Origin of the sequence: Bradyrhizobium sp. USDA 241 (genome assembly GCF_049739505.1) — a bacterium.
Classification (GTDB): Bacteria; Pseudomonadota; Alphaproteobacteria; order Rhizobiales; family Xanthobacteraceae; genus Bradyrhizobium; species Bradyrhizobium liaoningense.
This window is the reverse complement of record NZ_JBMGPZ010000004.1, coordinates 1,957,018-1,969,942: the sequence shown is the minus strand read 5'-3', so window position 1 is coordinate 1,969,942 and position 12,925 is coordinate 1,957,018. Positions and strand designations below refer to the sequence as shown.

Below are 12,925 nucleotides of genomic sequence, written 5' to 3'. Positions count from 1 at the left end.
AGCGCTCAGATCTTCTGGTTGTACTCGCCGACCTCGGGATGCGTGCGCAGCACGCTGTTCACCATCTCGAACATGTCGTGCATGCGCTGCTCGGAGACAGGGCTCTCGACCACGACGACGAGCTCGGGCTTGTTGGAGGAGGCGCGCACCAGGCCCCAGCTGCCGTCCTCGACCGTGACGCGGACGCCGTTGACGGTGACGAGATCCCGGATCGCCTGGCCGCCGATCTTGGCGCCCTTCGCCTGCAAGCCCTCGAAGTGCTTCACCACCTTGTCGATGACGCCGTATTTGACCTCGTCGGCGCAGTGCGGCGACATGGTCGGCGACGACCAGGTCTTCGGCAGCGCGTTCTTCAGGTCCGCCATCGACTTGCCGGGCGCGCGGTCGAGCATGTCGCAGATCGCGATCGCCGAGACCAGGCCGTCGTCATAGCCGCGTCCATACGGCTTATTGAAGAAGAAATGGCCGGACTTCTCGAAGCCCGCCAGCGCGCCCGTCTCGTTGGTGCGGCGCTTCATGTAGGAATGGCCGGTCTTCCAATAGGCGGTCTTCGCGCCCTGCTTCTGCAGCACGGGATCGGTGATGAAGAGGCCGGTCGATTTCACGTCGACGATGAATTGCGCGTCCTTGTGGATTGCCGACATGTCGCGCGCCAGCATCACGCCGACCTTATCGGCGAAGATTTCCTCGCCGGTGTCGTCCACGACGCCGCAGCGGTCGCCGTCGCCGTCGAAGCCGAGGCCGACATCGGCCTTGTGATGCAGCACCGCGTCGCGGATTGCGTGCAGCATCTCCATGTCCTCGGGGTTCGGGTTGTATTTCGGGAAGGTGTGATCGAGCTCGGTATCGAGCGGGATCACCTCGCAGCCGATCGCTTCCAGCACCTGCGGCGCGAACGCGCCGGCGGTGCCGTTGCCGCAGGCCGCGACGACCTTGAGCTTGCGCTTGAGCTTCGGACGATTGGTGAGGTCGGCGATGTAGCGCGCCGGATAGTTCTCGTGGAATTGATAGGAGCCGCCCGCCTTGTTCTTGAACTCCGCGTTGAGCACGATCTCCTTCAGCCGCGTCATCTCATCGGGGCCGAAGGTCAGCGGGCGGTTGGCGCCCATCTTGACGCCGGTCCAGCCATTGTCGTTGTGCGAGGCCGTGACCATGGCGACGCAGGGCACATCCAAGTCGAACTGCGCGAAATAGGCCATCGGCGTCACCGCAAGGCCGATGTCATGCACCTTGCAACCCGCGGCCATCAGACCGGAGATCAGCGCGTATTTGATCGAGGCCGAATAGCCGCGGAAATCGTGACCGGTGACGATCTCCTGCCTGACGCCGAGCTCGGCGATCAGCGCGCCCAGCCCCATGCCGAGCGCCTGCACACCCATCAGGTTGATTTCCTTCTGGAACAACCAGCGCGCGTCGTACTCGCGGAAGCCCGTCGGCTTCACCATCGGCTCGGATTCGAAGGCGTAGGTGTTTGGCAACAGTACGGATTTCGGCTTCGGGAACATTGAGACGGTCTCGTGAAAAAGGGGCGGGATTTGCTGCAGCCTTAGCGAATGCCCGGCCGCAGCGGAAGGCGGGATTGAAGGCTTATGGCCGATAATTGCGGCAGATTGGTAACGAAGCAGGGGTTCGCGGCGCGATATAGATGTCTGACCAGAACGGGCTAACTCTGGAGCCGTGCAAGCTCCTCTTCAAGGACCTCCTTGAGAGGCGGCAGAGCCTGCTGAACAGTCTCCCAGACGAGATGGGCTGCAACGTCCTCATAATTGTGTCGATAGACGTTGCCCGCCGCCGCCATCTGCCTCCAGGCGATCGTCGGATGTCTCGATTTCACATCATCGGGCAGGCGGCGAGATGCCTCGGAAGTAATCTCCAGGCATCGTGTAACCGCATAGACCGTCCGCAGGTCCGCAGCGAAAGCATTGCGATCAAGGCCTGCGGCGAACTGGATCGCCAAATCGATGTGATGCAGGATGTCCTGGAGAATCCCGCCGACGCGCTCAGAAGGCATAGATTGCGTCGGCCGTGGCGGCGGGAGCAACGTATGACTTCAGGGCGTCGCGGTTGACGACGTCAACGGGCTCGTCAAACAGCCTGGCAATATACTCCTTGAGCTCGACATAATCGAAGACCGTGATCCGCGCATCGGGATCGATCTCGACCATGATATCGAGATCGCTGCCGGAATGATTTTCACCCCTCGCCACCGACCCGAACAACGCGGCATGCACAACGCCCCGCTGGCGCAGGGCAGGCTCGAACTGTCGCAGAATCGCTATCGCGTCGGGGCCGTTCATGAATGGAATATAGCACCCCGCCCGCCCCGGCGGGAGGCCCTCCTTCGGGCGCGACAGCGAGCCTACTGCTCCAGCACCATCTGGCCGTTGGAATATTCGAATCGCTTCAGGCGGGACAGGAAGGAGAGACCGAGCAGGTTCTCCGACAACGCCGCATCCGGCAGCACCATGGCATCGACGTCGCGCACGACGAGGCCGCCGACGTCGAGCATGGCGATACGGGTGCGCGCGGCCTTGATGGTGCCGTTGGCCGTGGAGACGGTGGCGGTGTACTCGCCGCGCGAGGGACGCAGGCCGAAACGGGCGGCCGAGGTCTCGTTCAGCGCAACGACGGAGGCGCCGGTGTCGATCATGAAGCCGATGCGCTGGCCATCGATGCGACCCTCGGTCTGGAAATGACCGCGGCCGTCGCGCGAAATGCTGAGGCTGCGGCCGCCGGCCGGGGCGGCGGAGGCAACGGCCACCGTCGTGCGGGGGACCGAGGTGGCGGAGGCGGAGCTCATCTTGTCCGCCATCTGGGCCATGAAGGTGCCGAGGCCGATCATCACGGCCGCGAAGATCATAATGTTACGCATCACACCACTTCCGAGCCGGAAAGCTCGATTTCATCACGCAGCGTGCCCGGCGGCGAGCGAAGCCGCGGTCAGAGAGCTGCTATTTTGACGAAAAGCATGAGCGGACGGTTAATGCGCGATCGAACTTTCACGTCCCGCGCGGCTTTGCCCGCCGGGTCGGCAGCGCATTGGCAGGATCGTCTGGCCAGGGGTGGCGCGGGTAACGGCCGCGCAGGTCGGAGCGCACGGCGGCGTAGCTGCCGCGCCAGAAACCGGGGAGATCCCGCGTCACCTGCACCGGACGCTGGGCCGGCGACAGCAATTCCAGCACCAGCGGCACCTTGCCCGCGGCGATCGAGGGATGGGTGTTGAGACCGAACAGTTCCTGGAGCCGCACCGCGATGGTCGGCCCCTGCTCGGCCTCGTAATCGATCGCGAGCGCGCTTCCGGTCGGCGCTTCGAAATGGGTCGGCGCCTCGCGATCGAGCCGCGCGCGCATGTCCCAAGGCAGCAGCGCCATCAACGCGTCGGAGAGATCGCCCGCTGAGATGTCCTTGAGCGCGATCTTGTCGTAGAGCGCCGGCACCAGCCAATCCTCGCGCCGCGCGATCAGCCCGTCGTCGGAGAGATCGGGCCAGCCCTCGCCCTCGGCCTTGCGCAGGAACATCACGCGGTCGCGCCATTGTTTTGCGGTCTTCGACCAGGGCAGCCGGTCGAGGCCGGCGGCGATCAGCCCATCGGCAAGGATGCGCGCGGTGTCCTCCGAGGGCGACACGGCAAGTGTCGCCTCGGACAGCGTGATGGCATGCAGCACGCGTCTGCGCCGCGCGCGCAGCGCCATCGCGCCGCGATCGAACGAGATCTCATCGGCGGTCTCGATATGCTCGGCGAAATGCCGCTCGATCTCGTCCTGGGTGATTTGCGCGGCGAGCAGGATGCGTCCGCTCGCCGCCGTCCCCGTCATCTCGCCGATCGCGATGTAGGACGCGCGGGCGAGCGAGGAGGTCTGCTCGACGGAAGCGCCGCGGCCGTTGGCGAGCACGAAACTGCCATTGCCGCGGTTGCGTGCGACACGGTCCGGAAAGGCATAAGCGAGCATCAGGCCCGTCGAGAGATCTTCCTGCTGCCCGGCTTTCTCCGACGCGGCGACCTGCGAGGCCCAGCGCCGCGCCAGATCGCGCGTGCTCGTCGCTCGCGGCGAGCGGTCACGGCGGAACTGGTCGCGCCGGTGCTCGAGATCGACGCTGTCGCCGCCTAGCCCGCGCTCGGTGATGATGGCGGCGATCTCGGCGGCGGCCTCGCCGCCGCCTGCACGATGCGAATCCACGATCATGCGCGCCAGCCGCGGCGGCAGCGCCAGCGAACGCAGGCTCTTGCCTTCCACGGTGATCCGACCGTCACCGTCGAGCGCATTGAGCTCAGTCAGCAGGCTCTTTGCCTCCTTCCAGGCCGGTTGCGGCGGCGGATCGAGGAACGACAGCGCTGCGGGATCGCTGACGCCCCATTGCGCGAGGTCGAGCACCAGCGAGGACAGATCGGCGCTGAGGATTTCCGGCTGGGTGTAGGGCGCAAGCGAGGCCGTCTGCGGCTCGTCCCAGAGCCGGTAGCAGACACCGGGCTCAGTGCGGCCGGCGCGGCCGCGTCGCTGGTCCACCGCCGCACGCGAGGCGCGCACAGTCTCGAGCCGGGTCAAGCCGATGTCGGGCTCGTAACGCGGCACGCGGGCGAGACCGGAATCGACCACGATGCGCACGCCTTCGATCGTGAGCGAGGTCTCGGCGATCGAGGTTGCCAGCACCACCTTGCGCGTGCCCCTGGGCGCCGGCGCGATGGCGCGGTCCTGCACGGCGGCATCGAGCGCGCCGAACAGCGGCACGATCTCGATGGAGGCGTCGTGCACGCGCTCGCCGAGAAAGTTCTGGGTGCGGCGAATCTCGGCAGCGCCCGGCAGGAACGCCAGCACCGAGCCGCTGTCGGCGCGCAGCGCCGACGCAATCGCATCCGCCATCTGCCGCTCGATCGGCGCGTCGGCCTTGCGGCCGAGATAGCGCGTCTCGACCGGAAAGGCGCGGCCCTCGCTTTCGACGACGGGCGCATCGCCGAGCAATTTGGCCACGCGCGCGCCGTCGAGCGTGGCCGACATCACGAGGATGCGGAGATCCTCGCGCAGGCCGGTTTGCGCATCACGCGCCAACGCGAGGCCGAGATCGGCGTCGAGCGAGCGCTCGTGGAATTCATCGAACAGGATCGCGGCGACGCCTGAGAGCTCGGGATCGTCGAGGATCTGGCGGGTGAAGATGCCTTCGGTCACCACCTCGATGCGCGTGGCGCGCGAGATCTTCGAGCCGAAGCGAACGCGATAGCCGACAGTCTCGCTGGTCCGCTCGCCGAGCGATTTGGCCATGCGATCGGCACTGGCCCGCGCCGCGATGCGCCGCGGCTCCAGCACGATGATCTTCTTATTCTTCGCCCAGGGCGCATCCAGCAGCGCCAGCGGCACCCGCGTGGTCTTGCCTGCGCCGGGCGGCGCCACCAGCACGGCGGCGTTGTTGGCCTCCAGCGTGCGCGACAAATCGTCGAGCACGGCATCGATCGGGAGGGGCGTGTCGAAGCTGCGGGGCAAGGTCTATCCACTCGTCATGCCCGGCCGTCGTGCCGGGCATCCACGTTCTTTCAGGCGAGAGTGAACAAGACGTGGATGGCCGGGACAAGCCCGGCCATGACGGCTTCTTTCAACGAGAAATGCAGCTATCAGCCCTGCACAGGGGGCCGGCCGACGCTCTCGTAGGTGAAGCCGGCGGCTTCCATGTCTTCGGGGCGATAGATGTTGCGGAGATCGACGAGGACGGGCTGTGCCATCGTCGCCTTCAACCGATCGAAATCGAGCGCGCGGAACTGCACCCATTCGGTGACGATGACGAGCGCGTCCGCGCCTTCCGCGCAGGAATAAGCGTCCTCGCAGTAGGTGATGCTGGGCAGTTCACTTTTTGCCTGCTCCATGCCGACGGGATCGAACGCCTTGACGGTCGCGCCCATGTCGATCAGGCCTGTCACCAGCGGGATCGACGGCGCGTCGCGCATGTCGTCGGTGTCGGGCTTGAAGGTGAGGCCGAGCACGGCGATGGTCTTGCCGCGCAGCGAGCCGCCGAGCGCCTGGCTCACTTTCCGTGCCATCGCGCGCTTGCGGTTCTCGTTGACCGCCAGCACGGATTCGACGATGCGCAAGGATACGTCGTAGTCCTGCGCGATCTTGATCAAGGCCTTGGTGTCCTTCGGGAAGCACGAGCCGCCGAAGCCGGGACCTGCATGCAGGAATTTTGTGCCGATGCGGTTGTCCAGGCCAATGCCGCGCGCAACCTCCTGGACATTGGCGCCGGCTTTTTCGGAGAGATCGGCGATCTCGTTGATGAAGGTGATCTTGGTCGCCAGGAACGCGTTGGCGGCGTATTTGATCATCTCGGCGGTGCGGCGCTCGGTGAACATCAGCGGCGCCTGGTTCAACGACAGCGGGCGGTAGATATCGCCCATCACCTTGCGACCGCGCTCGTCGGAGGTGCCGACCACGATGCGGTCGGGGAACTTGAAGTCGCGGATCGCCGCGCCCTCGCGCAGGAACTCGGGGTTCGAGGCGACCACGACGTCGGCCGCGGGGTTCGTCTCGCGGATGATGCGCTCGACCTCGTCGCCGGTGCCGACCGGCACGGTCGACTTGGTCACCACGACGGTGAAGCCGGTGAGCGCCTGCGCGATCTCGCGGGCGGCGGCGTAGACGTAGGACAGGTCGGCGTGGCCATCGCCGCGGCGCGAGGGCGTGCCGACCGCAATGAACACGGCATCAGCATCCGCGACCGGCTTGGTGAGATCGGTGGTGAAGTCCAGCCGCTTTGCCTTGACGTTGGTCGCGACCAGTTCGTCGAGGCCGGGCTCGTAGATCGGGATCTCTCCGCGATGAAGCGCCGCGATCTTCTTCTCGTCCTTGTCGACGCAGGTGACGTCGTGGCCGAAATCCGCAAAGCAGGCTCCGGAAACCAGTCCCACATAACCCGTGCCGATCATCGCGATGCGCATGAAAAATCCTGTCCCAGCTTGGTTAACGGAAGCCAATTCGCGGCGGTTTAGCATTTTCCCGAGGTCATGGAACAGTCCGGATGCAAAAACCGGCCCGCGATTTGAACGGGTAAAGAAGTCGGAAACCACTGGGCTCCAAACTGCCCCGCACCCATACAGGGACGGGCGGAACACGCCTCGAAAGGGGACATCATGGCACGATCAGGCACAATCGCGGCGGCCGGGCTTTCCAGGGCCCCTTCTGCCGCGCGTGTCGACTGGGTCGACTACGCCAAGGGCATCTGCATCGTCATGGTCGTGATGATGCATTCGGTGCTGGGGGTCGAGCTCGCCGCCGGGCAGACCGGGTTCATGCATGTCGCCGTAGCCTTCGCAAAGCCGTTCCGGATGCCGGACTTCTTCCTGATTTCGGGCCTGTTCCTGTCTCTGGTGATCGATCGGGACTGGCGAACCTATCTCGACCGCAAGGTGGTGCATTTCGCTTATTTTTATGTCGTCTGGGTGACAATCCAGTTCGGCTTCAAGGCGCCCGCCTTTGCGGCGGAGACAGGCTGGCGCGACGTCGGCCTCTTGTACCTGGAATCCTTCATCGAGCCGTTCGGCACGCTATGGTTCATCTATCTGCTGCCGATCTTCTTTCTCGTCACAAAACTGACACGCAAACTCCCGCCGCTCGCGATCTGGCTTCTCGCCGCCGCGCTGGAGACCGCACGGATCACGACCGGCTGGACCGTCATCGACGAGTTCTGCTCGCGCTTCGTCTATTTCTATTCGGGCTACCTGTTCGCGCCTTACGTGTTCGCCCTTTCGGATCGTGCGCGAAAGCATCCCGCGCTCGCGCTCGGAGCGCTCGCGGCCTGGGCATTGATCAATGCCGGCCTGGTCGCGCATGGGGCCAGCGAATGGAAAATCGTCTCGCTCGTGCTCGGCTTTGCCGGCGCCTGCGCCATCATCACGACGGGCACGCTGCTCGCGCGCGCGCAGTGGCTCAATTTCCTCCGCTTCTGCGGCGAGCATTCGATCGTGATCTACCTCGCCTTCTTCCTGCCGATGGCGGCGACGCGGACGCTGCTGCTGCGCACGGGCGTCATTCCCGACATCGGCACGGTGTCGCTGATCGTCACCATCGCCGGCGTGCTCGGCGCGCTGGCGATCTGGCAGGTGGCGCTGCGGCTCAATGCGCGCTTCCTGTTCGAGCGGCCGGATGCGTTCTGGATCGCGCCGAGGAAGGCGGGACCGGTGTTGCAGGCGGCGGAGTAGCACGCTGTCGTCGCCCGGCTTGACCGGGCGCCCAGTATTCCAGAGACAGTTGTGATCGTCCGATGGGCCGCGGCGTACTGGTTTCTGCGCCTTCGTGGGGAATGACAGTGGGGATAGTGCCCCAAAAATCCGCCTCCCAAGGCTGTCAAAGGCCGCAAAAATCCATACATTGCGGCCATGCCCAAAACCTCCCCGAAGACCTCCGCCAAAGCTGACACCAAGGCCGCACCGAAGGCGGTCGCCGAGAGCAAATCCACTGCGACAGCTGCTGCCAAACCGGTTGCTGCGAAGGCGGCCGGCAAGGGCGATCATGTGTTCCTGGTCGACGGTTCCTCCTACATCTTCCGCGCCTATCACGCGCTGCCGCCGCTGAACCGGAAATCCGACGGGCTCCAGGTCAATGCCGTGCTCGGCTTCTGCAACATGCTGTGGAAGCTCTTGCGCGAGATGCCCGAGGACAACCGGCCGACGCATCTGGCGATCATCTTCGACAAGTCGGAGATCACCTTTCGCAACAAGATCTATCCGGAGTACAAGGCGCACCGGCCGCCGGCTCCTGACGATCTGATCCCGCAGTTCGCGCTGATCCGCGAAGCCGTGCGCGCCTTTGATCTGCCGTGCCTGGAACAGACCGGCTTCGAGGCCGACGATCTCATTGCGACCTATGTGCGACAGGCCTGCGAGCGCGGCGCCAGCGCCACCATCGTGTCCTCCGACAAGGACCTGATGCAGCTCGTGACCGACTGCGTCACCATGTACGACACCATGAAGGATCGCCGCATCGGCATTCCGGAGGTGATCGAGAAGTTCGGCGTGCCGCCGAACAAGGTGGTCGAGGTGCAGGCCTTGGCCGGCGATTCCACCGACAACGTGCCCGGCGTGCCCGGCATCGGCGTCAAGACCGCAGCGCAGCTGATCACCGAATATGGCGACCTCGACCAATTGCTGTTCCGCGCCGGCGAGATCAAGCAGCCCAAGCGGCGCGAGGCGCTGCTCGAGAACGCCGAGAAGGCGCGCATCTCGCGGCAGCTCGTGCTGCTCGACGACAAGGTCGACCTGGAGGTGCCGCTGGACGACCTCGCCGTCCACGAGCCGGACGCGCGCAAGCTGATCGCCTTCCTGAAGGCGATGGAGTTCACGACACTGACGCGGCGCGTCGCCGAATATGCGCAGATCGATCCCGCCAATGTCGATGCAGATCCCGGCTATGCCAGCGGCGCCAGCGTGTTCACGACGCTGCCGCCCTCTGACGTCGTGCCCACACCGGGAACCGGCACACCGGCGCAAGCCGCGCCGGGCAAACCCAACAAGTCGGCCGGCAAGGAGGACAAGGCTGCGAGCCCGAAGGGTGCGCCCATCTCGCTCGCCGCCGCGCGCGAAGAGGCGCTGCGCAAGCTTCCGGTCGATCGCAGCAAATACCAGACCATCAAGACGCTCAAGGAGCTCAACGCCTTCATCGCGCGCATCCACGATGCCGGCCATGTCGCGATCGAGACGAGAGCGAACTCGATCGATCCGATGCAGGCCGATCTTTGCGGCATCGCGCTGGCACTGGCGCCCAACGAGGCCTGCTACGTGCCGCTGGCGCACAAGCAGTCCGGCGGCGGCGCCGGCCTGTTCGACGCCGGCCTCGCGCCGGACCAGGTCAAGCATGACGACGCACTGCAGGCGCTGCGGCCGGTGCTCGAATCATCCGGCGTCCTCAAGATCGGCTTCGACGTCAAATTCACCGCCGTGATGCTGGCTCAGCACGGCATCACCCTGCGCAACATCGACGATGCGCTCCTGATCTCCTACGTGCTCGACGCGGGCCGCGGCTCGCACGCGCTGGAATCGCTGTCCGAGCGCTGGTTCGGCCATGCCATGCTGAAGGAAAGCGAGCTGCTCGGCAGCGGCAAGGGCAAGATCACCTTCGACCAGGTGCCGATCGACAAGGCCGCGCCACTGTCGGCCGAAGGCGCCGACGTCGCGTTGCGCGTCTGGCGCGTGCTGAAGCCGCGCCTGGTCGCCGAGCACATGAGCGCGGTCTACGAGACCCTGGAGCGACCGCTGGTCGCGGTGCTCGCACGCATGGAGCGGCGCGGCATCTCGATCGATCGTCAGGTCCTGTCCCGCCTCTCCGGCGACTTTGCCCAGACCGCGGCGCGCGTCGAGGCCGAAATCCAGGAGATCGCGGGCGAGCCGGTCAATGTCGGCAGCCCCAAGCAGATCGGCGACATCCTGTTCGGCAAGATGGGATTGCCCGGCGGCACCAAGACGAAAACCGGAGCGTGGTCGACCACCGCGCAGGTGCTGGACGAGCTCGCCGAGCAGGGCCACGACTTCCCGAAGAAGATTCTGGAGTGGCGCCAGGTCTCCAAGCTGAAATCGACCTACACCGACGCGCTGCCGACCTATGTCAACCCGCAGACCCATCGCGTGCACACGACCTACGCCCTGGCCGCGACGACGACGGGCCGGCTGTCGTCCAACGAGCCTAACCTTCAGAACATTCCGGTGCGCACCGAGGATGGCCGCAAGATCCGCCGTGCCTTCATCGCCGCACCGGGACACAAGCTGGTTTCCGCCGACTATTCGCAGATCGAGCTGCGGCTGCTGGCCGAGATCGCCGACATCCCCGTGCTGAAGCAGGCGTTCCGCGACGGGCTCGACATTCACGCCATGACGGCATCGGAAATGTTCGGCGTGCCGATCAAGGGCATGCCGAGCGAGATCCGCCGTCGCGCCAAGGCGATCAATTTCGGCATCATCTACGGCATCTCGGCGTTCGGCCTCGCCAACCAGCTCGGCATCGCGCGCGAAGAGGCCTCGGCCTACATCAAGAAGTATTTCGAGCGTTTCCCCGGCATCCGCGCCTATATGGACGAGACGCGCGACTTCTGCCGGAACCACGGCTACGTCACCACGCTGTTCGGCCGCAAGTGCCACTACCCCGACATCAAGGCCTCCAACGCTTCGGTACGCGCCTTCAACGAGCGCGCCGCGATCAACGCGCGGCTCCAGGGCACAGCCGCCGACATCATCCGCCGCGCCATGACGCGCGTGGAGGATGCGCTGGCCGAAAAGAAGCTGTCGGCGCAGATGCTGCTCCAGGTGCATGACGAGTTGATCTTCGAGGTGCCCGACGCCGAGGTCGAGGCGACGCTTCCCGTCGTGCAGCACGTGATGCAGGATGCGCCGTTCCCGGCCGTGCTGCTCTCCGTGCCGCTCCATGTCGACGCGCGCGCGGCGAACAATTGGGACGAGGCGCATTGAGGCGCTTCGCCTCGCCGAACTCAATTGTCCTCCGAGCAATTGCGTGATGGCATACGGATCGCCGCGCATATTAGAACCGTTGCGTCCTCCGCACCGGTTCATCCATGCCCCATACCTCCGCCCTGCTCGGCTTTGCCCTGGTCAGCCTTGGCCTCGTGCTCACGCCGGGACCGAACATGATCTATCTGATCTCGCGCTCGATCACGCAGGGGCCGGCGGCGGGCATCGTGTCGCTCGGCGGCGTGGCGCTCGGCTTCGTGTTCTACATGCTGTGCGCGGCGTTCGGCATCGCGGCGCTCTTGCTCGCCATTCCGTTCGCCTATGACGCGCCGCGCTTTGCCGGCGCCGGATATCTGCTGTGGCTCGCCTGGCAGGCGGTGAAGCCGGGCGGGCGTTCGCCGTTCCAGGTGAGGAAGCTCGCGGTCGACAGCCCGCGCAAATTGTTCGCGATGGGCTTCGTCACCAATCTGCTCAACCCGAAGATCGCGATGCTTTATCTCGCGCTGCTGCCGCAGTTCATCGATCCCGCCGCCGGCAGCGTGCTGGTGCAGTCGGTGGCGCTAGGGGCAATCCAGATCGCGATCAGCGTCAGCGTGAATGCGATGATCGCGCTCGCGGCGGGATCGATCGCACTGTTCCTGGCCAACCGGCCGAGCTGGATGCTGGTGCAGCGCTGGCTGATGGGCACGGTGCTGGCCGGGCTCGCGGTGCGGATGGCGGTGGAAGCGAAGAAGGTGTGAGGGTTACTGTCATGCCCCGGCTTGACCGGGGCATCCAGTACGCCGCGGCCTCTCGACTCAATCACCGCCGTCTCTGGAATACTGGGTCGCCCGGTCGAGCCGGGCGACGACAGCGTCAGCTCAATCCAGCTTCGCTTCCATCCCGCGCTTCACCGCCGGGCGCGCCATCAGCGCCTCGTACCAGCGCTTGACGTTGGGGAAGTCGGCCAGATCAACCTTGTGGCGAGGGTGGCGCCAGGCCCAGCCCAGGATGGCAAAATCGGCAATCGAGAGCTCGCCGGCGACGAAGTCGCGCCCCTCGAGCCGCCGGTCCAGCACACCGTAGAGCCGGCGCGTCTCCGCCATGAAGCGCTTCAGGCCGTAAGCGCGCTCCTGCTCATTCTCCAGCGCGATGAAATGGTGCACCTGGCCCGGCATCGGGCCGAAGCCGCCCATCTGCCACATCAGCCATTCGTAGACGGGAATCCGCTCGCTCAGCGATTTCGGCAGGAATTTGCCGGTCTTTTCGCCGAGATAAAGCAGGATCGCGCCTGATTCGAAGATGCTGACGGGCTTGCCGTCGGGCCCCTCAGGATCGACGATCGCGGGAATCTTGTTATTGGGGGAGAGCTTGAGGAACTCGGGCGCCATCTGCTCGCCCTTGGTGATGTTCACCGGGATCACCTTGTAGGGCAGCCCTATTTCCTCCAGCGCGACCGAGATCTTGCGGCCGTTCGGCGTGTTCCAGGTGTACAGCTCGATGGTCATTCCG

Annotated in this window: 10 protein-coding genes; 3 read left to right on the top strand and 7 right to left on the bottom strand. The window is 65.3% G+C overall.

Annotated features, from left to right (window positions below):
- Window positions 1–5 precede the first annotated feature (5 nt).
- The 6 genes from ABIF91_RS19010 to ABIF91_RS18985 form a co-directional block, all read right to left on the bottom strand.
- Window positions 6–1,505 (bottom strand): phosphomannomutase/phosphoglucomutase, encoded by a 1,500-nt coding sequence (locus ABIF91_RS19010; RefSeq protein ID WP_028176372.1) that lies wholly within the window; start codon window positions 1,503–1,505, stop codon window positions 6–8.
- Window positions 1,506–1,663: 158 nt separating this feature from the next.
- Entirely contained in the window at window positions 1,664–2,011 is a 348-nt protein-coding gene (locus ABIF91_RS19005) for a HepT-like ribonuclease domain-containing protein (protein WP_028176373.1), read from the bottom strand.
- Complete coding sequence (locus tag ABIF91_RS19000; RefSeq protein WP_028176374.1) at window positions 2,001–2,297, bottom strand: nucleotidyltransferase family protein; 297 nt, start codon at window positions 2,295–2,297, stop codon at window positions 2,001–2,003. Before ABIF91_RS19000 ends, ABIF91_RS19005 begins: the two co-directional genes overlap by 11 nt.
- Window positions 2,298–2,359: 62 nt before the next feature.
- Window positions 2,360–2,872 carry a TIGR02281 family clan AA aspartic protease gene (locus ABIF91_RS18995; RefSeq protein ID WP_028176375.1) on the bottom strand — a complete coding sequence of 171 codons (513 nt, stop codon included), beginning with the start codon at window positions 2,870–2,872 and terminating at the stop codon, window positions 2,360–2,362.
- A gap of 127 nt (window positions 2,873–2,999) precedes the next feature.
- Window positions 3,000–5,474 carry an ATP-dependent helicase HrpB gene (gene hrpB / locus ABIF91_RS18990; protein WP_424579308.1) on the bottom strand — a complete coding sequence of 825 codons (2,475 nt, stop codon included), beginning with the start codon at window positions 5,472–5,474 and terminating at the stop codon, window positions 3,000–3,002.
- 128 nt (window positions 5,475–5,602) lie between these two features.
- Window positions 5,603–6,919 carry a UDP-glucose dehydrogenase family protein gene (locus ABIF91_RS18985; protein ID WP_028176377.1) on the bottom strand — a complete coding sequence of 439 codons (1,317 nt, stop codon included), beginning with the start codon at window positions 6,917–6,919 and terminating at the stop codon, window positions 5,603–5,605.
- Between the two features lie 192 nt (window positions 6,920–7,111).
- On the opposite strand from ABIF91_RS18985, the gene ABIF91_RS18980 reads away from it, so the two are divergent.
- The 3 genes from ABIF91_RS18980 to ABIF91_RS18970 all read left to right on the top strand — a co-directional run bounded on the left by ABIF91_RS18980 (window position 7,112) and on the right by ABIF91_RS18970 (window position 12,174).
- A complete protein-coding gene (locus ABIF91_RS18980) occupies window positions 7,112–8,179 on the top strand; it encodes an acyltransferase family protein (protein WP_035669173.1) in 1,068 nt (355 codons plus the stop codon).
- Window positions 8,180–8,356: 177 nt separating this feature from the next.
- A complete protein-coding gene (gene polA, locus ABIF91_RS18975) occupies window positions 8,357–11,434 on the top strand; it encodes a DNA polymerase I (protein WP_028176379.1) in 3,078 nt (1,025 codons plus the stop codon).
- A 104-nt stretch (window positions 11,435–11,538) separates the two neighbouring features.
- Window positions 11,539–12,174: a LysE family translocator gene (locus ABIF91_RS18970; RefSeq protein WP_028176380.1), complete on the top strand. Its 636-nt coding sequence runs from the start codon at window positions 11,539–11,541 to the stop codon at window positions 12,172–12,174.
- A gap of 120 nt (window positions 12,175–12,294) precedes the next feature.
- Here the strand turns inward: ABIF91_RS18970 and ABIF91_RS18965 are convergent, their stop codons facing one another.
- Window positions 12,295–12,921 carry a glutathione S-transferase family protein gene (locus ABIF91_RS18965; protein ID WP_028176381.1) on the bottom strand — a complete coding sequence of 209 codons (627 nt, stop codon included), beginning with the start codon at window positions 12,919–12,921 and terminating at the stop codon, window positions 12,295–12,297.
- Between the last annotated feature and the right edge of the window lie 4 nt (window positions 12,922–12,925).